Origin of the sequence: Pseudoalteromonas sp. THAF3 (assembly GCF_009363775.1) — a bacterium.
Taxonomy (GTDB): Bacteria; Pseudomonadota; Gammaproteobacteria; order Enterobacterales; family Alteromonadaceae; genus Pseudoalteromonas; species Pseudoalteromonas ruthenica.
In genome coordinates this window covers 2,457,188-2,481,156 of the sequence record NZ_CP045418.1, presented here as the reverse complement: position 1 = coordinate 2,481,156, position 23,969 = coordinate 2,457,188, and the positions used below count along the sequence as shown (strand labels likewise).

At 48.4% G+C, this 23,969-nt stretch carries 19 protein-coding genes; 14 read left to right on the top strand and 5 right to left on the bottom strand.

Going from position 1 to position 23,969, the window contains the following annotated elements; all coding sequences use genetic code 11:
• Positions 1 to 69: 69 nt before the first annotated feature.
• The 3 genes from acs to FIU82_RS11555 all read left to right on the top strand — a co-directional run bounded on the left by acs (position 70) and on the right by FIU82_RS11555 (position 3,181).
• Positions 70 to 2,010: an acetate--CoA ligase gene (gene acs, locus FIU82_RS11565; protein ID WP_138508979.1), complete on the top strand. Its 1,941-nt coding sequence runs from the start codon at positions 70 to 72 to the stop codon at positions 2,008 to 2,010.
• 92 nt (positions 2,011 to 2,102) lie between these two features.
• Positions 2,103 to 2,759 carry a response regulator transcription factor gene (locus FIU82_RS11560; RefSeq protein ID WP_152441114.1) on the top strand — a complete coding sequence of 219 codons (657 nt, stop codon included), beginning with the start codon at positions 2,103 to 2,105 and terminating at the stop codon, positions 2,757 to 2,759.
• Between the two features lie 17 nt (positions 2,760 to 2,776).
• Positions 2,777 to 3,181 carry an ACT domain-containing protein gene (locus FIU82_RS11555; RefSeq protein WP_022946948.1) on the top strand — a complete coding sequence of 135 codons (405 nt, stop codon included), beginning with the start codon at positions 2,777 to 2,779 and terminating at the stop codon, positions 3,179 to 3,181.
• 3 nt (positions 3,182 to 3,184) lie between these two features.
• Here FIU82_RS11555 and purU read toward each other — a convergent pair whose 3' ends face one another.
• Together purU and FIU82_RS11545 are read right to left on the bottom strand one after the other, a co-directional pair.
• Positions 3,185 to 4,018: a formyltetrahydrofolate deformylase gene (gene purU, locus FIU82_RS11550; RefSeq protein WP_022946947.1), complete on the bottom strand. Its 834-nt coding sequence runs from the start codon at positions 4,016 to 4,018 to the stop codon at positions 3,185 to 3,187.
• Between the two features lie 39 nt (positions 4,019 to 4,057).
• Positions 4,058 to 7,486, bottom strand: coding sequence for a PAS domain-containing hybrid sensor histidine kinase/response regulator (locus FIU82_RS11545; RefSeq protein ID WP_152441113.1), 3,429 nt, complete (start codon positions 7,484 to 7,486; stop codon positions 4,058 to 4,060).
• A gap of 334 nt (positions 7,487 to 7,820) precedes the next feature.
• On the opposite strand from FIU82_RS11545, the gene FIU82_RS11540 reads away from it, so the two are divergent.
• From FIU82_RS11540 to FIU82_RS11525, 4 genes are all read left to right on the top strand, one after another.
• Positions 7,821 to 8,084, top strand: coding sequence for a DUF4212 domain-containing protein (locus FIU82_RS11540; RefSeq protein WP_022946945.1), 264 nt, complete (start codon positions 7,821 to 7,823; stop codon positions 8,082 to 8,084).
• A gap of 11 nt (positions 8,085 to 8,095) precedes the next feature.
• Positions 8,096 to 9,820, top strand: coding sequence for a sodium:solute symporter family protein (locus FIU82_RS11535; RefSeq protein ID WP_022946944.1), 1,725 nt, complete (start codon positions 8,096 to 8,098; stop codon positions 9,818 to 9,820).
• Positions 9,821 to 9,985: 165 nt separating this feature from the next.
• Complete coding sequence (locus tag FIU82_RS11530; RefSeq protein ID WP_152441112.1) at positions 9,986 to 11,830, top strand: DUF294 nucleotidyltransferase-like domain-containing protein; 1,845 nt, start codon at positions 9,986 to 9,988, stop codon at positions 11,828 to 11,830.
• Positions 11,831 to 11,832: 2 nt separating this feature from the next.
• Entirely contained in the window at positions 11,833 to 12,477 is a 645-nt protein-coding gene (locus FIU82_RS11525) for a 3'-5' exonuclease (RefSeq protein WP_152441111.1), read from the top strand.
• Here the strand turns inward: FIU82_RS11525 and FIU82_RS11520 are convergent.
• Positions 12,464 to 12,880 (bottom strand): rhodanese-like domain-containing protein, encoded by a 417-nt coding sequence (locus tag FIU82_RS11520; protein ID WP_152441110.1) that lies wholly within the window; start codon positions 12,878 to 12,880, stop codon positions 12,464 to 12,466. The two genes, FIU82_RS11525 and FIU82_RS11520, sit on opposite strands and share 14 nt — an antisense overlap.
• 332 nt (positions 12,881 to 13,212) lie before the next feature.
• Here FIU82_RS11520 and ribA point away from each other — a divergent pair, with 332 nt between their 5' ends.
• The 6 genes from ribA (at position 13,213) to csrA (ending at position 19,267) form a co-directional block, all read left to right on the top strand.
• Positions 13,213 to 13,836 carry a GTP cyclohydrolase II gene (gene ribA, locus FIU82_RS11515; RefSeq protein WP_022946939.1) on the top strand — a complete coding sequence of 208 codons (624 nt, stop codon included), beginning with the start codon at positions 13,213 to 13,215 and terminating at the stop codon, positions 13,834 to 13,836.
• A gap of 34 nt (positions 13,837 to 13,870) precedes the next feature.
• Positions 13,871 to 14,671 carry a BPSS1780 family membrane protein gene (locus FIU82_RS11510; protein WP_053910693.1) on the top strand — a complete coding sequence of 267 codons (801 nt, stop codon included), beginning with the start codon at positions 13,871 to 13,873 and terminating at the stop codon, positions 14,669 to 14,671.
• Entirely contained in the window at positions 14,671 to 15,135 is a 465-nt protein-coding gene (locus FIU82_RS11505; protein WP_152441109.1) for a regulatory protein RecX, read from the top strand. Before FIU82_RS11510 ends, FIU82_RS11505 begins: the two co-directional genes overlap by 1 nt.
• Before the next feature lie 10 nt (positions 15,136 to 15,145).
• Positions 15,146 to 17,746 carry an alanine--tRNA ligase gene (gene alaS, locus FIU82_RS11500; RefSeq protein ID WP_152441108.1) on the top strand — a complete coding sequence of 867 codons (2,601 nt, stop codon included), beginning with the start codon at positions 15,146 to 15,148 and terminating at the stop codon, positions 17,744 to 17,746.
• Between the two features lie 21 nt (positions 17,747 to 17,767).
• Positions 17,768 to 18,982 carry an aspartate kinase gene (locus FIU82_RS11495; protein ID WP_022946935.1) on the top strand — a complete coding sequence of 405 codons (1,215 nt, stop codon included), beginning with the start codon at positions 17,768 to 17,770 and terminating at the stop codon, positions 18,980 to 18,982.
• Positions 18,983 to 19,075: 93 nt separating this feature from the next.
• Positions 19,076 to 19,267: a carbon storage regulator CsrA gene (csrA, locus tag FIU82_RS11490; RefSeq protein ID WP_022946934.1), complete on the top strand. Its 192-nt coding sequence runs from the start codon at positions 19,076 to 19,078 to the stop codon at positions 19,265 to 19,267.
• Between the two features lie 25 nt (positions 19,268 to 19,292).
• On the opposite strand, the gene FIU82_RS11485 is transcribed toward csrA, so the two are convergent.
• Positions 19,293 to 19,766: a YcxB family protein gene (locus tag FIU82_RS11485; RefSeq protein WP_053910695.1), complete on the bottom strand. Its 474-nt coding sequence runs from the start codon at positions 19,764 to 19,766 to the stop codon at positions 19,293 to 19,295.
• A 39-nt stretch (positions 19,767 to 19,805) separates the two neighbouring features.
• On the opposite strand from FIU82_RS11485, the gene FIU82_RS11480 reads away from it, so the two are divergent.
• Positions 19,806 to 20,747 carry a hypothetical protein gene (locus FIU82_RS11480; protein WP_152441107.1) on the top strand — a complete coding sequence of 314 codons (942 nt, stop codon included), beginning with the start codon at positions 19,806 to 19,808 and terminating at the stop codon, positions 20,745 to 20,747.
• Positions 20,748 to 20,808: 61 nt separating this feature from the next.
• Here FIU82_RS11480 and FIU82_RS11475 read toward each other — a convergent pair whose 3' ends face one another.
• Positions 20,809 to 23,757 (bottom strand): TonB-dependent receptor, encoded by a 2,949-nt coding sequence (locus FIU82_RS11475; RefSeq protein WP_022946931.1) that lies wholly within the window; start codon positions 23,755 to 23,757, stop codon positions 20,809 to 20,811.
• Positions 23,758 to 23,969: the final 212 nt, after the last annotated feature.

Here is a 23,969-nt window from a genome sequence, read left to right as displayed (position 1 = left end):
TACTGAAACATTCAGCCCTGAGTAATGCTGTGGGCAAGCCTACAGGCAACAAAAGATATGGAGACGGTTATGTCACAGAGCATTTATCCGGTTTTTGATAACATCAAAAACAACGCACTAGTCGATAACGAAAAATACAAAGCACTATATCAGCAGTCCATAGATGACCCCGAGGGCTTCTGGGCCGAACATGGTAAGCGTTTGCACTGGTATACCCCCTATACAAAGGTAAAAAATACCTCTTTTGATAAAGGCCATATCAGCATTAAGTGGTTCGAAGACGGGCAACTCAATGCATCATATAATTGTATTGATCGTCATTTAGAACATAAAGCCAATAAGACCGCATTGATTTGGGAAGGAGATGACCCGAGCCAAAGCGAGCATATTAGCTACCAGCAATTGCATGATGAGGTGTGTAAACTGGCTAATGGCCTGCGCAAACTAGGCGTTAGTAAGGGCGATCGTGTGGCTATTTATATGCCGATGACGCCGCAGGCTGTCTACGCGATGCAAGCATGCGCGCGTATTGGTGCCGTGCACTCGGTGGTGTTCGGTGGTTTTTCGCCTTCTGCAATCGCCGATCGTATCAACGACAGCGGCGCTAAAGTGGTGATCACCTCAGATGAAGGTCGCCGTGGCGGTGGCACCGTGCCATTGAAAGCCAATGTCGATGAGGCTGTGAGCCAAGAGTCAGTGACTACGGTCGAGCATGTTATTGTGCATCAACTTACCGGTGGTGACGTGCAGTGGCACAGTCACGACCTGTGGTGGCACGATTTAGTCGCCGATCAGCCTAGCCACTGCGAGCCAGAGGTGATGGACGCTGAAGATCCTTTATTTATTCTTTATACCTCGGGCTCCACGGGTCAGCCTAAAGGGGTCGTGCACTCTACTGGCGGTTATTTGGTGTATACCTCCATGACCCATGAATATGTATTCGATGTGCATGATGACGATGTCTACTGGTGTAGTGCTGATGTCGGCTGGATTACTGGTCACAGCTATATCGCTTATGGGCCTTTGGTTAATGGCTGTACACAAGTGATCTTTGAAGGTGTGCCGACCTACCCAAGTGCAGGGCGCATGGGGGAAGTAGTCGATAAGCATCAAGTGACGATTCTGTACACTGCGCCTACAGCCATTCGCGCGCTGATGGCAAAAGGCGATGAACCCACCGCCAGTTCAACACGCTCATCATTGCGGGTATTGGGTTCGGTGGGCGAGCCCATTAACCCAGAGGCCTGGGCATGGTATTACGAAAATATTGGTAATAGCCAATGTCCTATTGTGGATACTTGGTGGCAAACCGAAACTGGCGGCATCATGATCACGCCGCTGCCGGGTGCAACCGATATGAAGCCTGGCTCAGCGACACGACCTTTCTTTGGTATTGCCCCAGCACTTTACGATGCCGAGGGAAATAACCTTGAGGGTGCGGTTGACGGTAACCTTGTTATTCTCGATAGCTGGCCGTCGCAAGCACGCACGGTGTACGGCGATCATGAGCGTTTTGAGCAAACCTACTTCTCAGCCTATCCTGGGGTGTACTTCACCGGTGATGGTTGTCGTCGTGATGAAGATGGCTATTATTGGATCACCGGCCGCGTAGATGATGTACTTAATGTGTCAGGTCACCGCTTAGGTACCGCAGAAATTGAAAGTGCCTTGGTGGCGCACGAGGCTGTCGCCGAGGCTGCCGTGGTTGGTTATCCACATGACATTAAAGGGCAGGGGATTTACGTTTACATTACCCCAAATGATGGCGTGCAGGTTAGCGATGAATTGACTAAGGAAGTGCGGAACTGGGTGCGTAAAGAGCTTAGCCCCATTGCCTCTCCGGATATGATTCAATGGTCGCCGGGACTACCTAAAACCCGCTCAGGTAAAATTATGCGTCGTATTTTGCGTAAAATTGCTGCCAATGAGCACCAGCAATTAGGCGATACCTCGACGCTGGCGGATCCTGGCGTGGTGGACGATCTCATTGAAAACCGTCTAAATCGTTAATTAGGCGTTAAGAACTTGATTAACGAACGATTCTAAACGTAGACTATCGGCTGTCATCAAGCGATGACGGCCGATTTTTTTAGGAGCACAGCATGAGTCAGTTTTTAATCGCGGACGATCACCCATTATTTCGTGAAGCATTAAAAGGGGCACTGACAAAGCAGTTTACCCCCCTAGAAGTATTTGAATCTGATACCTTCGACAGTACCTTGGCGGTACTCGATGAGCAGCCAGAGCTAGACATTTTATTGCTGGATTTGCATATGCCCGGTAATGGCGATTTGTATGGCTTAATTCGCATCCGTGAAGATTATCCTGACCTTCCTATCGCTGTGGTTTCTGGCAGTGAAGATTTACACATAGTATCAAAAGTGATGGGCTACGGTGCCATGGGCTTTATTCCCAAATCATCTTCGGCACAGCAAATTGCTGATGCTATATCGCACATGTTGGAGGGCGATACGTGGCTGCCTGAGGAGATCAAAGACAAGGTCGAGGCGATCAGCGGTGAGGATAAAGAACTGGCGGTCCAGGTCGCTTCATTGACACCGCAACAGTATAGAGTGTTAAGCTACTTGCACGAAGGTTTGTTGAATAAACAAATTGCTTATGAGTTGAATATTTCTGAGGCGACAGTGAAAGCGCACATTACGGCGATTTTCCGCAAACTCGGTGTCTATAATCGTACCCAAGCGGTGTTAATTGCCTCAAAGCTACAGTTGGAGCCTCTTGAAAATCAAAGCGAATAATCGCCACTGGAGGAACTATGAGCGCAATTACGGATCTGCATACGTTGTTAGCTAATCTTGAGCCACAATTACAGCCCCAAGAGTATGTTTTTTGCTGTGTACCGGGGTTGTTATCTGATTATACTCAGCTTAATCCCCTTGCTGCGTTTAGTGAAAAAGAGGGTATGACACTGGTACTTGAGGCCAATGCGGCGCAACAAGCCGGTTTTGATAGTGCCACCACCTACCGGCAAATCACCCTAAATGTTCATTCTGCTTTAGACGCAGTGGGCCTCAGTGCTGCCGTTGCGGACACCTTAGCTGCGGCGGACATCAGTGCCAACATTATCGCTGCGTTTTATCATGATCACGTGTTTGTTCCCAGCAACAAGGCCGAGCAGGCGTTATCGGCACTGCAAGCGCTGAGCGCCGATAACCAGTAAAGCTTAGTCAAATACCACCGTTCGGTTACCATTTATGAAGAGCTTGTGCTCGGCTGCAAGCTCAAGTGCCTTACAAAATACCTGCTTCTCTACGTCGCGGCCTTTTTTAGCCATACTCAAGGCGCTGTCAGCGTGAGTCACCGGAGTGACCTGTTGCATAATAATGGGGCCTTCATCAAGTTCATCAGTAACAAAGTGGGCTGTGGCGCCAATGATTTTAACGCCACGCTCAAACGCTTGGTGGTATGGCTTAGCGCCAATGAAAGCAGGCAAGAAAGAGTGGTGAATATTGATTATTCGGCCACTAAAACGAGCGACAAATTCGGGGCTGAGAATACGCATGTATTTGGCAAGGCCAATCATATCCGGGGCATACTCGGCGATTTTATCGCCAACTAAAGCATCATGCTCGTCACGGCTTAGGCCTTCATGGCTAATACAGTGAAAAGGCACATTGAACCCAGCAGCTAAAGGCGCGAGGTCGGGGTAGTTGGCGATCACTGCCTGCACTTCAATATTTAATGCCTGCTCGAAGCACTTAAGCAACACTCCACCAAGGCAGTGTGCCTCTTTGGTGGCCAGTAGCACCACCTTGGTTGCTTCACCGCCATGCAGGGAAAGCGTAGAACCACTGGGTAGTGATGCCTGCAATTCGGCTAGTAAATCAAGATTATCAAAGTTTCCGTCCAGCTCAGTGCGCATAAAGAAACGCCCATGCTGCTTATCAACAAATTCGTTGTTGCGGGTAATATTCAGGTTATGCTCAAAACACAGCCCGGTAATTTTCGCGATTAACCCCTCTTCGTCGGGGCATTGCGCCAATAGTACTTTTTTCATTCCTCATTCCTAATGTGTGAACACATTAGGCATTATGCCCTAAAGAGAATGATTTAACAGTGCCTTTAACTTTGCGGGTTTTACTGGCTTAGAAAGATAGTGAACACCCGCTTCTTTCGCTTTTTGTTTTACTTCGTCATCGCGTACTGCGGTAATTAAAATAGCCGGTATGGGGCCACGCAGGGCGCGTATTTTTTCGATAAGACTTAAGCCGTCTTCATCATGACCAAGTTGATAGTCCATTAGAATCACATCGATAGCCCCCCCGTTTTGCACCCATTCGAGTGCTTGCTCGCCACTGGAGCAACCTTGGCTGTTGGCACCCCACTTATTTAGTAAGTGGGTCATGGCGGTGATGTTTTCAGCTTCGTCATCAACGACCAGTACATCATAATGAGCTTGTGCGCGGGCACCGGTGTGTTGCTCTGTAGGGCTGCTGATACGCTGTGCGTTGCCATAAGGAACTTCTACCTTAAAGCAGCTCCCTTGGCCTAAGGTGGAGCGCATTGTCAGCCGGTGTGAGAGCAGCTCTACCATGCGCTTGACAACGCCGAGGCCGAGGCCAACGCCTTTATTATCGCCAGATTCAACGCGATAAAAGTCGTCGAATATCTTTTGTTGTTCACGCTCGCCAATGCCCAGTCCTGTATCCCATACCTCAATACTTAAATGGTGTTTACGGCGACGACAAGCAATAAGCACCTTGCCGCGCTCGGTATATTTAACGGCATTAGAAAGTAGGTTTTGTAGAATTCGGCGTAAATAAGTGATATCGCTATGAACCACATCATTGCGCGAGCGCAAGGTAATTTCTAGGCCCTTATCGGCGCATAAAATGGCGTATTCATTGACCAGCGGCGCTAATATATCGTCGATATGAAAATGCTTCGGACTGGGGGTCATCGCGCCTTGGTCGAGTTTGGCAATATCGAGCAGGGCTGACATCAAATGTACGGTGCTATCGAGGCTATCTCCGAGTTTATCTAAGCTGCTGGCGTTATGCGGGGTTAATGTTTGCTCATCAATTGCCGCAAGGTAGAGGCGCGCCGCATTCAGCGGCTGCAGAATGTCATGGCTGGCTAGAGCGAGAAAGCGGGTTTTACTGTCATTGGCGCGCTCAGCTTCTTGTTTGGCCGCTTTTAGGGCTTGCTCGGTTTGCTCCCTGCTAGCCATTTGTGTTTTCAGATCTTGGTTGATTGCGCGGATCTCTTGCGTGCGCGCTTCAATGCGATTTTCCAAGTCCATGTTCACTTCTTCCAGTGCGTTTTGTGTCGCCATGTGTGCGGTAATATCCGAAAAACTGGTCACAAAACCACCGTCTGGCAGTGGGTTTCCTATCATTTCATAGACCTGACCGCTGCGCCGATGGCGAATGAAGTGATGTGAGCTGCCATTACGCAGGTGGCGGACGCGCTTTTCCACATGATGCTCAATTTCTCCCGGGCCGCACTCGCCACGTTGCGCATTGTAGCGAATCACTTCTTCAATCGGTTGGCCCTGTTGTAAGAAACCTTCGGGATAGTTAAACATTTCGGCATAACGCTTGTTCCACGCGACTAAATTTAAGTCTTTATCGACCACTGAGATGCCATGACTGAGGTTCTCTAAGGAGGTAAAGAGTAAGTTTTGGTTAAACCGCAACGCCTGGGTGGTTTCATCAAAGAAGTTGACCACCTCCTCAAAGGCTAATTGCTTACCGCTGGCCACCGTTTGTATCAATGCTTGCGCCGACGATGCCCCCAGCACCCCGGTAAGAGCGCGCTCACAATAAGCAATAAATTCATTAGAGGGTTGGGTATTATTGTCATTGAGCTCGTTGTTGGCTTGGTAGTGGCTTAATACTTGGCTACTGCGCTGGGCGCCTAAAAAGGTTTGCAGCAGCACCTTAAAGTCATAAATCGTGGCATTAACGTGTTTGTTTAGTCGCTTGGCGAAGTTAAGCTGCTCTTTGGGGTTCACAAAAGCGGCGGCCTGAATACGGTCTATCAATCGCTCCTGAGCTCCAAGAGAGAAGCTGATATAACAACAGATGTTAGCGAATAGCGCTATCAACGTTCCTTGAGTAATCAATTCTTGCTGCGCGGTGCTATCTAACACTGTGGGAGTGTTCATAATGGGCAGCATTAAAAACAGCATCCAGCAGATCACTCCGGCAGTCAGTCCGGCATACACGCCATATGCATGGCCTCGGCGCCAGTATAAGCCGCCAACAATAGCCGGAAGCAACTGAGTTACCAACGAAAAAGCAACCAACCCCATAGACGCTAACGTTTCGCCGTGACCAAATACTTGTTGGTACAGGTAGGAAAGCAGCAGGATGGCGGCAATAGTAAAGCGCCTGACTAACAAGATGCGGGCACGATAACTACGGTTAATTTGGTTGCGGCGAAACTTACGCTTGAGTATCAGTGGCAGCACCACATCGTTAGACACCATGGTGCTTAGGGTCAGTGTTGCTACTACAATCATCGCGGTCGCGGCCGATAGTCCACCGATAAACACGAAGGTAGTGAGTAACCAGTGTCCAGTACTTAACGGAAAGGCGAGAACAAAGCTATCAGCACTGTGCCCGTGGCCGATTTGCGGCATGATGGCGGCGCTAGCGATGGGTAGGATCATAGCGCCAATAAGCAAAAGGTATAGAGGAAAAGCCCAGCGTGCGGTCTTTAAATGACGGATATCCTGATTATCAACCACGGTGACGTGGAACTGACGTGGCAAGCAAATGATTGCAGCGGCGGCCATCAAGGTTTGACCGATAAAGCCAAAGCTGAGCATATCGGAGCTTTGCCAATGCTGCCAGATTGCGTCAAGGGAGACAGAACCGGGCAACGAATAAAGGGTGTACACCGCAAGGCCTGCGACGAAAATGAGTGCCAGCAACTTTATCAAGGATTCAAACGCCACCGCGAGCATCAGTCCCGAGCGGTATTCGGTGACATCGACCTTGCGGGTACCAAAGAAAATGGCAAAAACGGCCATGATTAGCGCACCACTAAGCGCCAATATAGTGCCGGATACCTGAGCCCCGCCGGGGAGTAACAAAAAGCTGCTGGAAAGTGCTTTGAGTTGCAACGCAATGTAAGGAATGGTGGCCATCAGCGCGATAAACGTGACTAAGATAGCGCTCAGTTGGCGTTTGCCATAGCGCGCAGAGATAAAATCGGCAATGGTGGTGATATTTTGTTTTTTACTGACCAATACCAGTTTGCGTAAAAAGCCCTGACAGAAGATAAACAACAATGCCGGGCCCAGCAAAATAGGCAGATAGCTCCAACCGCTGCTTGCCGCTGTGCCCACTGAGCCATAATAAGTCCACGAGGTGCAATAAATCCCCAAAGACAGTGCGTACACAAAGGGGTGGTGACTAATGTATTTGGCCCAAGGCGTAGTTTTGTCGCCCCAATTTGCCAGCCAAAACAGCAAAGAGATGTACACCAAGGATACGAAGATAAGAGCGAGGGTCATAAGCCGCAGCGTTATTGTTATTAGTAGCAAATACCATAGCAAACCCACAGCCTATTTAGCAGTGATTTTTAAGTGCTCAGCGCATGCGACTTAAGGTTATTAGACTAATGTATTAAGCCCTTGTTCACCTTCGAAAAACGTCCTGAGTTTATCTATATTAAACTCTAAACTCATGAAAATTATAACTTTATTTTAAATCGTGTTCTCGATGTTATTGACGTTAAGTTTTTGTTACGACTAAGGTCTGAATTTCCTCTGGCGCTGGCGTTGCTAGATTCAAAAGTGATGATAACAACCAGTCATACTTTTAGTGTGACGTGAAGGGGATACGAAAATGGCTTTTAAAGATGCAGATCACGCTAAAGCCTATTGGAACGAAAACCTCAGTCTAGTGTTTAAATTGCTAGTGGTGTGGTTCGTGGTTTCATTTGGCTGTGGCATTTTGCTAGTCGACGTACTCAATGAGGTGCGTTTCTTCGGGTTTAAACTGGGTTTTTGGTTCTCGCAACAGGGCGCCATTTATACCTTTGTGGTTCTTATTTTTGTCTACGCACACAAAATGAATGCGTTAGATAAAAAATACGGCGTAGACGAATAAGGAGCGCAGTGATGGATGTTCAAACGTTAACTTTTTTAATTGTTGGCCTTAGCTTTGCCATGTACATCGGTATTGCTATTTGGGCTCGAGCGGGCTCAACCAACGACTTCTATGTAGCTGGGGGCGGCGTACCACCTTTGGCAAACGGAATGGCAACCGCTGCAGATTGGATGAGTGCTGCGTCGTTTATCTCTATGGCGGGGATTATTTCTTTCGCCGGTTATGATGGCGGTGTGTATCTAATGGGCTGGACCGGCGGTTATGTGTTACTTGCGCTGTGCCTTGCGCCTTATCTTCGTAAGTTCGGTAAGTTTACCGTGCCGGACTTTATTGGCGATCGCTATTACTCACAAGCGGCGCGTATGGTGGCCATCTTCTGCGCTATCTTCATCTGCTTTACTTATATCGCAGGGCAAATGCGTGGTGTGGGCGTAGTGTTCTCACGCTTCCTTGAAGTAGACATTGAAACTGGCGTCTACATTGGTATGGTGATTGTGTTCTTCTATGCCGTATTAGGCGGTATGAAAGGCATCACTTACACCCAAGTAGCGCAGTACTGTGTACTTGTTTTTGCTTATTTGGTTCCGGCAATCTTTATCTCGTTGATGATGACTGGTCACTTGCTGCCACAAACTGGCTTTGGGGCGACACTGAGTGATGGCTCGGGAGCTTATATGCTCGATAAACTCGATGGCCTCAGTACCGAGCTCGGGTTTGCGCAATACACCGAAGGCTCCAAGAGCATGATTGATGTGTTCGCTATTACCGGCGCCTTAATGGTTGGTACTGCGGGCTTGCCTCATGTAATTGTTCGCTTCTTCACTGTACCTCGAGTGCGTGACACCCGTATCTCTGCGGCTTGGACTTTAGTGTTCATTGCCATCGTGTATACCACGGCACCGGCAGTTGCGTCTTTCGCGCGTGTTAATATGATTGACACTATCAATGGCAAAGATGGCAGCGGAACGCTATACAGCGAAGCCCCTACGTGGATTAAAAACTGGGAAAAAACCGGCTTAATCACGTTCAATGACAAAAATGATGACGGCCGCATGTACTACTCAGCAGGGGATGTTAACGACCCAAGCAGTGCCAACGAGGTGAGTGTCGATCGCGATATTATGGTGCTTGCTAACCCAGAGATCGCTGATTTACCGGCTTGGGTTATCGCCTTGGTTGCAGCCGGTGGTATTGCTGCGGCATTGTCGACCACTGCGGGTTTATTATTGGTCATTTCAACCTCGGTGTCCCACGACTTGTTGAAGCGTACCTTGAAACCAAATATCAGCGACAAGCAAGAGCTACTGGCAGCGCGATTAGCGGCAATGGTGGCCATTGGCATCTCCGCCTACTTTGGCATTAACCCGCCCGGGTTCGTGGCATCGGTGGTGGCCTTCGCCTTCGGCTTGGCAGCGGCCAGCTTCTTCCCTGCGATTATCATGGGCATTTTCTCTAAGCGCATGAATAAAGAAGGGGCGATTGCCGGTATGGTAACGGGTATCGGCTTTACCGCTGCGTACATCATCTACTTCAAGTTTATCAGCCCCGACCTAAATAGTGCCGAGCATTGGCTGTTCGGTATCTCCCCTGAGGGCATTGGTTTGCTCGGTATGGTGGTAAACTTTGTGGTCGCCGTGGTAGTTCAGCGTATGACTGCTGAGACACCAGAAGAGATTCGTGAGATGGTCGAGGGGATCCGTAACCCGAAAGGATCAGGTACCGCACACGCACACTAATGTGCGAAGCACACAAACAAGCCCGGCCTTAGACCAAGGTCGGGCTTTTTTTGTCGCTGTTTTCAGCCTAGATTTAAGCTATATGCAGGATGCGGTGTTTTTCTATGGTTGGCCAACACGCTGATAAATAGGTAGACACAGCAGTGATCAGTTGAGGTGTGGATAGTGAGCCCACAGCATCAAGATATTATCGATTTTGTCATTGAACAGGCCCCGTTTAATACGTTAGAGCGCTCTGCCTGTGAATACTTTTGTCATCACCTTGAAGTTATTTATGTCACGCGAGAGAACCAGCATCAGTGGCTTGATTCTGACGACCCAAAACTATTTCTTATTCGCAGCGGTAGCCTAGAAATCGTCGCACCAAGCGGAGAAGCGGTCGCGCGCTTAAGTGCGGGTGATTACTTCGGCTATCCATCGCTACTCAGCGGTGAGGCCATTAAAAACCGTATCGAGATAAAGCAGGAAGCTCTGGTATATATTCTCAGTCAGTCCAGTTTTGATTATTTGCGCCACGAATATAAACCCTTTGAGCAGTACTTTGTCCGTGCACACTCGAATCGCTTATTGTCATCGAAATATCAACATCACAGTGATAGCTGGTCAGAACGTAAAATTGCCGAGCTGATGACTCGCCAAGCCGTTACTCTGGGCCCTGAGGCCAGTATTAGGCAATGCGCCCAACTGATGAGTGACCAGCGGGTGTCATCGATTATGGTAACCCACAGCGAAGACACCAAGTTGCTCGGGGTGGTCACCGACCGCGACTTGCGCACTCGAGTTCTGGCAGCAGGGGTGGACCCTGAGCAACCTTTGCAAGCCATTATGACCGCCCACCCTAAATACATTTTCGAGAATAACCGGGTATTTTCGGCTATGCATTTAATGCTCAAGCACAATATTCACCATTTGCCGGTACTGAACGAGGCGCATCAGCCGGTGGGCATGGTGACCGCGACCGACTTATTACGGCAGCAAAAAAGCGATCCCGTGCAGCTCATCGGTCGCATTTATAAGGCGGCGGGGGTTGCCGATTTAAAACGCTATGCCGGTGAGGTACCGAGTCTACTCGATAGCTTTGCTTATCATATCGAAGACACCACCTTGGTGGGTAAGCTACTTAGTGGTATTAGTGATGCGTTGACCACGCGATTGATTCAATTATACCAACAACGCCATGGCGATGCGCCTAAGCGTTTTAGCTGGATTTGCTTCGGCTCACAAGCACGGGAAGAACAAACGCTGCACTCTGATCAAGATAATGGTTTGCTGTTGCCCGACCAATTGAGCGATGCTGAGGCTGATTATTTTCGTGGCATGGGCGAGTTTGTGTGTGAGCAGCTCGATGTTTGCGGCATTGTCCGCTGCCCAGGGAACATCATGGCCAGTAATCCGCAATGTCGGCTATCGATATCGGCCTGGTTAGAAAAGTTTGCTCGCTGGCTCGGTAGTCCCACGCCTGAGGCCATGCTCAACTGTAAAATCTTCTTTGATATTCGCTTTATCACCGGCTCCAGTGATTTGTTTGCGGCATTTACAACGTCGCTTGGCAAGCAAAACCGCGATCAGCTTTTTTACCGGGCTCTGGCCAGTGAGCTGAACCAAAATTCGGTGCCTATCGGACTGTTCCATCAACTAAAAACGCAAACCGACGCCCAGCATCACAAGTTTATCGACCTGAAAAAGCGCGGTATTGTGATTATTAACGACATTGTTCGCCTGTATGCACTGCAAGAGGGTATCCGCAGTGCCAATACCCTAGAGCGCTTGGATGCGCTGATAAAAACTCGGCAGTTATCGAAAAAAGACATTTTTGATTTAAAAGACTGCTGGCGCTATTTAACGCAATTGCGTCTTAAAGCTCAGCTGGATAAAGAGCCGGTGCCAAGTAACTGCATTAACCCCGATACCTTAACGTCGCTCGAGCGCCACCAACTTAAGGAGGCATTTTACTTGGTGCGCCAGGCCCAGCAGGCGGCGAGTTTTAAGTTCGCGCGAGGGAGCTTGTAACTATGACTTATGCATGGTGGCAAAAGCTCAAAGCGATGTTTGGCCAAGACCATTTTGGCTTTACTGATAGTTGGCATCGTCATCGATATGTGGTGGTGGATTTAGAGCTAACAGGCTTAAACCCTAAGGAGCATGAAATTGTATCCATGGCGTGGGTGGTGATCGAAAATCAACGTATTTGCCCGCGCCAAAGTGCCCATATGTTGCACAGTGGGGTGTCGCAGCTAGCGCAATCGCCCATTTATCACGGTATCACCGCGTCGCGTTTAATCAGCGAGGGCGATTCCATGGCGGCGATACTGAGCGCCTTTGATGCTGCCTGCGAAGACAGTATTTTAGTGTTCCATAATGCTTTGCTCGATGAGCGCTTTTTGCGTTGCGCTTACAAACAGCAGGGGCAAAAGTTTCGTTACTTGACGTTGGATACCTTGAAAATTGAGCAACGCCGTTTAGCGCGGCAGGGCACGGAAGTGGCGCTTGATGCATTATCGCTCAGTGCCTGTCGGCGTCGCTACCAGTTGCCGGTTTATCGGGAACACAATGCGTTGAGCGATGCGTTGGCTACTGCGGAATTGTTTCTTGCCCAAGTTAATCACATGAGTCGGCAGCAAAGGCTGCCGCTCAGCGCGTTGATTACTGCTGGTTAATTAAAGGCAGTTCGGCTTGTTGCCATTTTAAGAAATCACCCTCTAAGTGGTATAGCTGGGTAAAGCCTTGTTCTTTAAGCGCCTCCAGAGCAATACCTGCGCGACGACCACTGCGACAATACACCACAATGGCTGTGTCTTTGTTGAGTGTGGCGCCATTTTCAACAATCTCGCTATGGGGGATGTTTACCGCACCTTTGATATGTCCTTGCTGATACTCTTGTTTTGAGCGCACATCGAGCAGCGTCATTGGCGTGGCACTGAACCTATCCGCCATCAGTTGTTGCTGCGTAATCGTCTGTGCTGACTCAGCGTGCAGTGCAGGTGCAAAAACCAGGGTGCACAAGGCGAAGGCCAGCGATACCCCGAATGCAGTGAGTTGTGATGCGATTGTTTTTATCATAATAGCCCCTGTTGTTGGCGTGATTAGTCGTTCACAAAGCGATGACACCAAGTGTGTATGACCTATTCCACTTTGGCACAACGCGTAGCATTAAGGGTGATCATAGTCGCGAGCACCCACTGGCTGCAAGGTTTTCAGCTCCCCGCCAGCACAATCACCATTTATGTATACGGCTACCACCACCGTATTGAGCACATGTTTCCCATGATTAGCCATCGCTTGGTATTGTTGTTTCGTGTTAATATAGCCCCATTTAAAAGCATATAGCGGCTGATTCTGAGCAGCGGCTTGTTATACTATCACAGTTGTTTTTTATAAAAGAGTGAGTCGTCGTGGCTGAAGTAAGAGCTAGGGTCCAATTAAATGTGGGCAAAAACAGTGATATCCCGGCAGAAATTGTCTCATTTTCTGGGCTAAAAGATGGCCAAGAGCATGTTGCACTAATTTTTAATGAGGCGGACAAGCATCAGCAGACACCGCTTATTCGCATGCACTCTGAGTGTTTAACCGGCGACGTTTTCCACTCCAGTCGTTGTGACTGCGGTGAGCAGCTCAATGAAAGTATCGAATTAATGCACCAACAGGGCGGAATATTGTTATACCTGCGTCAAGAGGGGCGAGGCATAGGGTTGTACAATAAGCTCGACGCCTATGTTTTACAGTCTCAAGGTATGAACACCTATGAGGCCAACAACCACTTGGGCTTTGCTGATGATTTGCGTGAGTTTTCCGATGCGGTACTCATGCTTAAAGCGTTGGCTGTGACGCAGGTCAAACTGATGACCAATAACCCTAAAAAACTCAGTGCGTTAGCTGATAATGGCATCGATGTGAAAGCTGTCGTGGGCACGTCGGCGCATATTAAGGTGGGCTTAACGGGAAACCAAGCATACTTAGAAACCAAGATTAAGCATGGCTCGCACATGCTCGACATAAAAAAAATACAAAAACCATAAAGCACGACGCAAAGAAAGAGGAAACGCAGTCATCATGGCTATAGAAATTCGCGTACATAGCGCCAAAGCCGGCGGGCGCTGGATAAAGCAGGGATTGGATATCTTTGCCAAGCAGCCTTTCACTTTTATGTTTATGTACCTGCTCATTGCTGTTTTAGGGTTAGTTGGGCTGGTGGTACCGCTGTTGAAAATTCCAGCAGCACTGGCGACGCCTTTTCTAATGGCTGGTTTTTATCAGTCAGCACTTGCGCGTCAGCAGGGGAAAAACGTTGCCTTTGCCGACATCATCGATGTGTTTTCACAAAAAGGCCGACGTATGGGCTTGTTTCGGGTCGGCTTGTACCAAATGGGTGCGGGGATCTTACTAGGCTTGCTAGCTAGCGTGTTATTTGCGGATATGGCTGCGGTGGTGAGTGACCCGAACATGAACCCAGAGCAGGCGCTACAACTATTAGCACAAAGCCTGTCATTTCCTTCGTTAGCCTTGTTTTTGGTAATAACCAGTATTTACCTGTGCGCCTTCGCATTTGCCATACCATTAGTGTTTTTTGGCGGCCACACGTCGATGTGGGCGGTGATGAAAGCCAGCTTGATGGCGTTTTATCATAATGCCGCAGCGATGACGGTGTACGGACTTATTATGGGTGTTTTGATGCTGTTGTGTGCAGTATTGTCCTTTATTCCTCTTCTGGTTCTAATGCCGATTTGCTACATTAGCCTTCTGGTGGCGTTTCAGGCGATTTTTGCGCCGCAACTGGGCGAGCAGGATGCACCCACAGCGCAGCATGTTAATGCCATTAGCGACACCACCGACAATGGTCGGTTTGACGCCTAATGGACGATAGCGAAAAGCAAAAGCAAAAAAATTACGTTCTGTGGCTGTTAGGACGACAGGACTACAGCCGCAAAGAATTAGAGCGCAAGTTAAGCCGGCGCCAAGTGCCGCAGGCGTTTAGCTGCGAATTACTGGACTGGTGTGAGCAACATGGGTTCTTAGATGACAACCGGTTTTGTGCCGGTTTTGTCCGTCGCGCTGCGGACAAGCGCCATGGCCCGCGACGCATTATGGCTGATGCGCAGCAAAAGGGGCTGGCAAAAGAGCAAGTTAGTGAAGCCATCGATGCGTTAGACATAGATTGGTTTGAACTCGCTCTAGAAGCTTATACCCGGAAGTTCCGGACAACAGATAAACAATTAGATTACAAAGAAAAAGCTAAGCGCATGCGTTATTTAACAGCGCGTGGGTTTGACTACCAACAGATAGAATTTGCACTTGCAAGTGAAGCGAATGACGAGTGAGAAAAACGCAATGCAGCATTTGACGACCGCACAGCTAAGACAAAAGTTCTTAGACTATTTTGCCAAGCACCAACACCAAATTGTGCCTTCGGCTTCATTAATCCCTGGTACCGATCCAACGTTGTTGTTTAACAACGCCGGCATGGTGCCTTTTAAAGACGTATTTTTGGGCGCAGAGAAGCGCCCCTATACGCGAGCGACCAGCGCCCAACGTTGTGTCCGCGCAGGTGGTAAACACAACGACTTAGAAAATGTTGGTTACACTGCCCGTCACCATACCTTTTTTGAAATGCTCGGTAACTTTAGCTTTGGCGATTATTTCAAAGAGCAAGCTATTCAATTTGCCTGGACTTTTTTGACCGAAGAACTCGGTTTGCCTAAAGAGAAGCTGTGGGTGACGGTGTTTACCGAAGATGATGAAGCCGCCGATATTTGGATTAACAAAATTGGCGTGCCAGCTGACCGCGTCTCTCGCATTGGTGAAAAAGATAACTTCTGGTCCATGGGCGATACCGGTCCATGTGGTCCGTGCTCGGAAATTTTCTACGATCATGGTGAAGAAGTCTGGGGCGGTCCACCAGGGACGCCAGAAGAAGATGGCGACCGTTATATTGAGATTTGGAACTTGGTTTTCATGCAATATAACCGCCATGCCGATGGCACGATGGAAGCCTTACCTAACCCATCTATTGATACAGGCATGGGTCTTGAGCGTATCGCCGCCATTATGCAGGGCGTGCATTCAAACTATGAAATTGACCTATTCCAAGCGTTAATCCAAGCGGCAGCAAAAGTGACGAATGCGCAGGATTTAGAAGATAAGTCATTGCGGGTTATTGCCGACCATATCCGTTCGTGTGCGTTTTTGGTGCTAGATGGAGTTATGCCTTCGAATGAAGGACGCGGTTACGTGTTGCGTCGTATTATTCGTCGTGCTGTGCGCCACGGCAACAAACTGGGGGCAAAAGGCACCTTCTTCCACCAACTGGTTGGTGCGCTGATTGAACAGATGGGGGATGCATACCCTGAGCTTGCCAAACATCAGAGCATTATTGAAAAAGTACTGCGTATTGAAGAAGAGCAATTTGGCAAAACTCTAGAACGCGGCTTGGCTATTTTGGAAGAACACTTAAGCGCCTTAGAAGGCGATGTTATTCCCGGCGATGTGGTATTCAAGCTCTATGATACCTATGGCTTTCCAGCGGACTTAACCGCTGATGTCGCTCGTGAACGTTTTATGACCATTGATGAGCGTGGTTTCCAGCAGTGTATGGATGTGCAACGTAAAAAAGCACAACAAGCTGGCAAGTTTGGCGCTGATTACAACACGCAACTGCGCTCTGATAAGTCGAGCGACTTCAAGGGTTATGAAGCCGAGCATTACAGCGGCACTGTGGTCGAGTTGTTCGCTGCTGGCGATAAGGTCTCGGTATTGGAAGATGGTCAAGAAGGTATTGTGATACTTGATCGTACGCCATTTTATGCTGAGTCAGGCGGTCAGGTGGGTGACACCGGCGTGCTGAAAGCCGGTAATGGAGAGTTTATTGTTACCGATACACAAAAACTTGGCAATGCCATTGCGCACTACGGCAAAGTAAGTGGGCAAATGGGGGTGAACGATAAAGTGGATGCGCGTATCGATGCTGAGCGCCGTGACCGCATTAAGAAAAACCACACTGCAACCCACCTTATCCACGAAGCGTTGCGCCAAGAGTTGGGTGAGCATGTAAACCAAAAAGGCTCCTTGGTTGAGCCTGATCGTATGCGTTTTGATTTCTCTCATTTTGAGGGTGTCACGCGTGAGCAACTACAACGCATCGAACAACAAGTGAATATTGAAATTCGTCGTAATTTTGCTTTGCAAACTGAACTGATGGCCATTGACGAGGCAAAAGCGAAGGGCGCTATGGCGTTATTCGGCGAGAAATATGACGATGAAGTACGCGTCGTGAGCATTGGCGACTACTCTATCGAGCTGTGTGGCGGTACCCACGTGCAGCGCACTGGCGACATCGGTTTATTTAAAATCGTCTCAGAGGCAGGTATTGCCGCTGGTGTACGCCGTATTGAAGCAGTCACCGGTGATGATGCATTGAATTATGTTGCTGAGCAAGAGAACAAACTGGCGCAGATAGCGGCATTGCTCAAAGCGGATAATGCCTCGGTGCTTGATAAAGTATCGGGTTTAATTGAACGTAGTAAAGGCCTTGAAAAGCAGGTGGCGCAGCTTAATGATAAGCTCGCCAGTGCAGCGGGCGCCTCGTTGCTTAATAGTGCAATTGATGTAAACGGCGTTAAGCTGCTTGTGGCGAACGTTGCTGGCACCGAGAGCAAAGCGCTGCGTGGTATGGTTGATGATCTGAAGAACAAAATGGGTTCAGGCATTATTGCTTTAGGCGTTGCCAACGGCGAAAAAGTCAGTTTAATTGCTGGCGTCACCAAAGATCTTACTGGTCAGTTTAAAGCCGGAGAGTTGGTTAACCATATGGCGGCACAAGTCGGTGGTAAAGGTGGCGGTCGCCCTGATATGGCACAAGCCGGTGGCTCGCAACCAGAGCACTTAGATAGCGCACTGGCCAGTGTTCAAGCATGGGTGAGTGAACGTGGATAAACAACAGGCGCGTATTTATTCGTGGCACTGTTAGTTCAAAAGTTTGGCGGCACCTCGGTAGGCTCGATTGAGCGTATTGAGGCCGTCGCCGATATCATTATTCGCCAACGTCAGCAGGGCCACCACATTGTGGCTGTGGTGTCAGCAATGTCAGGCGAAACTAATCGATTATTAGCGTTAGCTGAGCAAGTTGATAGCTCCCCCAGTCCTCGTGAACTTGATGCATTAGTCAGTACCGGAGAGCAAGTAAGTGCTAGTCTTCTAGCGATGGCACTGATCCGCCGAGGCTACCCCGCCATCAGCCTGCTGGGCGATCAACTGGGTATTCGCACCGACAACCTCTTTACCAAAGCACGTATCAATGACATCAACAGTGCCCGCTTACGTCAAGAAATTGAACATGGTCGCATTGTTATCGCAGCAGGGTTTCAAGGCCGTGATTTAGAGGGAAATATTACCACTCTGGGGCGCGGCGGTAGCGACACTTCGGCAGTGGCCATTGCCGCTGCGATAAATGCTCAAGAATGTCAGATCTATACCGACGTTGACGGCGTATATACGACTGATCCTCGTATCGAACCAGGGGCATGGAAGCTGTCGAGCGTGTCAGTGCAGGTCATGCTAGAGATGGCTAGTTTAGGCGCGAAGGTATTGCATATTCGTGCAGTGGAAGCCGCTGCGCATTATAAAATGCCATTGCGGGTGTTATCCAGCTTTAGTGTTGGGGAAGGGACGCGCGTTGATTACGAGGATGAAGGTATGCAACAACAGACTGTTTCGGGAATTGCCTCCAAGCGTGAGCAAGCGCTTATCTTTATAAATGATTGCTCAAACGATGGTTCTACTTTAGCAAATATAGTGGAACTCTTGGCTGAAAAAGGCATCGAAATAGACATGATTAACCAAGTTAATCAAAAAGTTGGAAAAGTAGACTATGCTATAAGTGTACCCAGCTTAGAGTTGCAACAAGCAATGAGTTTATTGCAAGAAAGTGATGCTTTAAGCGGGGCCAAAATAGATAGTCGTGACGACCTCGCCATGTTGTCTATAGTTGGCGCAGGGATAAAAACGAACACGCCAATTACGGGGCGATTTTTTCGCGTGTTAGCCGATGAAAATATTGATGTAGTCGTCGCTAGCTCAGGAGAAATAAAGCTTTCAGTTCTTATTGAACGAAAGTACTTGGAATTGGGCGTGCGTGCATTACATGCGGCTTTTTTAACGGCAAGTGAATAATCGCTTTTAAGTTTTACTTACTTTTAGAGTGATTATTCTTTAGAATGCCGGAGACGGAATTTTTTACTAATTTGGAACTATGGGAGCAAGCGAATGCTAATTCTTACTCGTCGAGTTGGTGAAACCTTAATGATTGGTGATGAAGTCACAGTGACTGTTTTAGGCGTTAAGGGTAACCAAGTGCGTATCGGTGTAAATGCACCAAAGGATGTGTCTGTTCACCGCGAAGAGATTTACATGCGAATCCAAGCCGAAAAATCGGACTCAAATCCGGGCAACGCATAAATAAACGAATTCATAAAAGCCACTATCAAGTGGCTTTATTTTTATCAAAGATAAATGCAATCACTTCCTCATTGAGCACTCGTGCGGGAAAATAGTGCCTAGCTCCCTTATCGGTGACAATAATTATTCCCTTCTGCGTACTCAATACTTCTTTAATTTGTGGCCATGAGTATTGCTTCTTATGGGCATTAATCTCGGTACTAATTCCTTGCTCATCAATCCGCAGCGTCACTTCATTTCCAGCAGCTCTTGTTAATCGCTGTCGTGCTACCCACCAAGGTTGCTGATATTTGTAGGCAACCACTTCTAAAATAGCTAAAGCAAACAAAAAATAACCAAGGTAGTTATTTTGCAACTTAAACATGCTAAAAAGAGCAAGTCCTACGAGCAAGAGCACCAGTGGATATTTGAGTTGGCGGCGATGGCTGAAGGGCAAAGACTGCTCAAAGCTTTCGTGGTAGTAGTCTTTATCTAAAATATAGCTAGTGTGGTAATTCATAGTACTCGTTATACGAACTTGATTAATATAGAGGCAGGTATGCGCACGATTTTTATGGCATTAACGGCCGCGCTTTTCAGCGCTACGGTTGGCGCCCAACACCAATTTTTGGTCTTTGGCGATATGCCATATTCTCCTATCGATGAAGCGCTGCTCACCCCACCTGCAGGGCCATTATATCAAGGCGTGCGGCAAACCCCACATCATTTTATTGTCCACGTCGGGGATATTAAGGCTGGAGCTGTCGCTTGCACCGATCATGTTCTGCGCGGCAACTACCAGCTGTTATCTAATCTTAGTGAGCGGCCCTTTGTCTACACACCGGGTGACAATGATTGGACCGACTGCGATAGGAAAGGGCTTAGCACACGCTATGATGAGCTAGAGAGACTAAGCTTTGTACGTAAAGAATTCGCTGTTCATACAGTCGCCTTGCCCGGCTATGAACGCCAGCCTGAGCTGCCCGAAAACCAGGCTTGGCGTATAGAGCAAGTGCAGTACCTAACTGTGCATGTGGTAGGTACCAATAATGGTCGTGCGCAAATTCTTAAGTCTCATAAAAAACAAGCGCTGCAGGCTGTTAAAAAGCGAGATCAGCATAATATTCAATGGCTAACACGCCATGCTGATAAAGACCTAACCGCCATGGTTGTGTTTTTTCAAGCGGATATCTTTCGCTCAAGTAGCGGTCAGGGAGTGTGCAGTGACAATAACCGAAAATGTGATGGCTTTGCTGTCTATCGTCAATACTTAGATAAGCTCGCTCAACACAGTGATTATCCTATTTTAGTGGTGCATGGCGATACCAGTGAATTTTGCTTTTCACAGCGTCAGTCGCAGCTTTGGCATCTTAATGCACCTGGCGATTTTCAGGTTTTAGATATTGCTCATGTAACCGTTAATGTAGATTCCGCAAAGCCTTTTCAGGTGTCCCCCTTGGTGACAAATAGCGCTATTCCTCGCTGTGAAGATGACGGTTAGCTACTGCGGCAGGTAAGCATAAAAAAGCCGCGCTAGGCGCGGCTTTTGTTAACACTGCGAATTAGAACTGGAACCTTAGGCCCAGTTTAAACTTGCGACCAAGCACGTCATAGTTACTTGGGAACGTGTTACCTGAGTTAGAGCTGGTATCACCTGCCTCATTACCCACAACCGGTGGATCTTTCTCGAACAGGTTATCTATACCTAAACTTGCGGTGATATTATCGGTAAGGTGATAATTGGCATACAAGTCAAAGTAATCGTAGGAATCGATACTTCTAAACTCTGGGAAGTAATCGTCGGCAACGACTGGCTCTGCGTCAATGCCGTCAATGTGACGCCATTGCAATGACAGGGTAAAGTCGTCCATCGCCCACGTAGTACGTTGCACCCAGCGCATCTCTGCGAGGGGATCACAGCTGGCACTGTAATACCCTTTACAGTCGATAATTCGCGCTGTATCAGAGCTTTGCGATTCTTGAGTTAGATACTTGTTGATGGTTCCTGAGAACTGCAGCTCACCCATGTCCTCAAGTGGCACGAAGAAATTGAACCCCAGTTCAACCCCTTCAGCGGTCAAGTTCTTGAGGTTGGTAGTGAATTGTTCAATCCCGGCACCAGCAACGGTCAAATCGCCACCAACACGTTGTATTTTGGCACATTCTTGTGCATCACCTAACTTGTAACAGGCATCAAGGATTTCTTGTGCTGAAAACTCGCCGATGATGTCATCAATATCAATATCATAGTAATCTAAACTGATAGTGAAGTTTTGCAAGGTATCGAACTCTGGAGTCCAAACAATACCTGCTGTAAAGGTGCTTGCTTCTTCAGCGTCAGGTGGATTAAGTGGATCGCTTCCGGAGATCACTTGCACTTGACCTGATATCACATCTTGCACGTTACCCACTTGCGCATCGGTCATGCCAGTGGAAATACACAGCTGGCGCAGTTCAGCGCTGATGTTACCGGCGTTGGCAACCGAGCAAGGGTCGCTAGTCGCGTTATCAAGGCCAGTTACCACAGGAGAGGCGATTTCACCGACGTTCGGGGCTCGCGTCGCTTGCTGTTGCATAACACGTACTAATACACTGCTAACTGGGCGCCAGTTGAAACCAAGCTTCCAGGTTTCATTAGAGCCCACGGTATCGTAGTCTGCCCAACGGAAACCAAACTCCACATCAAGCGTATCAGCAAATGCCATACCGTCTAAGACTGGCAAGTAACCTTCCATGAACAGTTCATCAACACTGAAGCCACCTTCAATAGGCAACTGGTTACCTCCAGCACCGCCCTGACAGCTCGCTGGTGCAAGTTTCAAACATTCATCAGGCTCAAATAAGCCTTTTTCTTTGCGGTACTCGTAACCAAAGCTCATTGATAGCGGTGCGCCGGCGCCGGGCACTTCAATAAACTCAATCGGACCATTGATGGTCGCAGTTGCGATACGCTGGCTGTACTTTTGCTGCTGTAATGCAATAGCTGTAGCATAACCGGCCATTTCATCGGTAATGGTGCCAAAGCCACCAAACAGGTTGATGGGTACGCACGTTGGGTCGCCGTTTAAGCAGGTGACACCGTCTTCGGTTTCAAGGGCATTTTGGATGTTAGTTAGGTTGGTGTAGCCACCGCGTACGGTGGTACGGTTGGACTCACCATATTGGAAACTAACATCATACTCCCAGTCGTCAAACACATAACCTTTCACGCCAGTGACAAACTGGAACAACGAGGTGTCATAGCGCTCTGTACGGGGGCCGAGTTCGAGTGTACGCCGACGTAACTGCACAGTTAAATAGTCCTCAGAGTCGACGACGCCATTGCCGTTGACATCATTCCAGTTACTGTCACTTAAGAGACCATCAGCGAGCGCGTTGTTGCCCGTATCAATCATAAATTGCTGTGCTTGATCGCCAATTAACGGGTTAAATAGTGGCAATTCGAAACTAGCACCAAATGTGCCTGATGGCGCAACCTGTGTATCTACCGAGATCGAGCTGTAAGTGAGTGATGAATAAACTTCATGATCGTCGGTGAGGTTGTAACGAGCGAGAGCCGTACCTGAATAGCGCTCGGACGGTGTCTGATAGAAGTTATAGGGGTTGAAGTTGAACACGCTACAGGTATCAGCAGCAAGTGTGCCATCATTTCTAAATTGGCCTGCGGTACCCGCTCCGACAATACCAAAGCGTGTGGGCATGGCCGTTGTAGAACCACCACTTTCTACTGAGTTAGGGGCCTCACATTCAGAGGGCGCTGGAACGGGCGGTTGACCATTGAGGAATTGCTCATAGTTAGCGCCTGATGCGGTTTCGATACCAAGTAAACCCAACGGACGATCGCCAAGGAGTACTTGGTCACGCTTCATCCAGTCCAATGAGAGTACGACGTTACCTCTGTCATCAGCGAGGTTAGAACCGATGGTAAGCGATATATTACTTTTATCGCCGTCACTTTCGTCTGTTTGCTGGTGCGAGGTGTCTAAGGCTATCCCTTCAAAATTATCTTTAAGGACAAAGTTAACCGCCCCGGCAATGGCATCAGAGCCATAAACGGCCGAAGCACCACCAGTAACTACATCGATGCGCTCTACCAGTGCCGAAGGGATCACTGAGGTATCTACCGAACCGTTGTAGTTATATGGGATCATTCGTCGGCCATTAACCAGTATCAATGAACGCTGAGAACCCAAGCCTCTTAAGTTGACCGTTGCTGCACCGCCAGAGCCGTTGTTCACGTTACTGCCGTCACCGGGAATAGTGGATGGTAAAGTACGTAGAATTTGCTCTACTTCAGGTTCTTGTTGGAAGCGCAGCTCTTTCTCGCCAATGGACGTGATGGGGCTGGCTGAGACAGCGCCAGGCTGGCGAATACGACTACCAGTGATGGCAATGACCTCGATATCCTTGGCTTCTTCATCCCCCGCAGCGAGTGCTTGAGGCATAACGAATGAAGAAATACCTACGCCGAGCGCTACTTGTAGCGACAGCGCCAGTTTAGATTTTAACATTGTTTTTCTCCCTAGTTATTAGTACGACTAATACTTCAGGGCCAATCAAACTGCGGTTGTTCCTATTTAGCGTCATAAGCTTAGTCCGATTTGTTCAAACCTGCCAATGACTTAGAGTCAAAAAATAGAGCAAAAACCCTCAACGTAAACAATGTTAAATCAATTTTGGTATGACCAATTATCTTTTTTGAGATTCTCAGCATCATTTATGG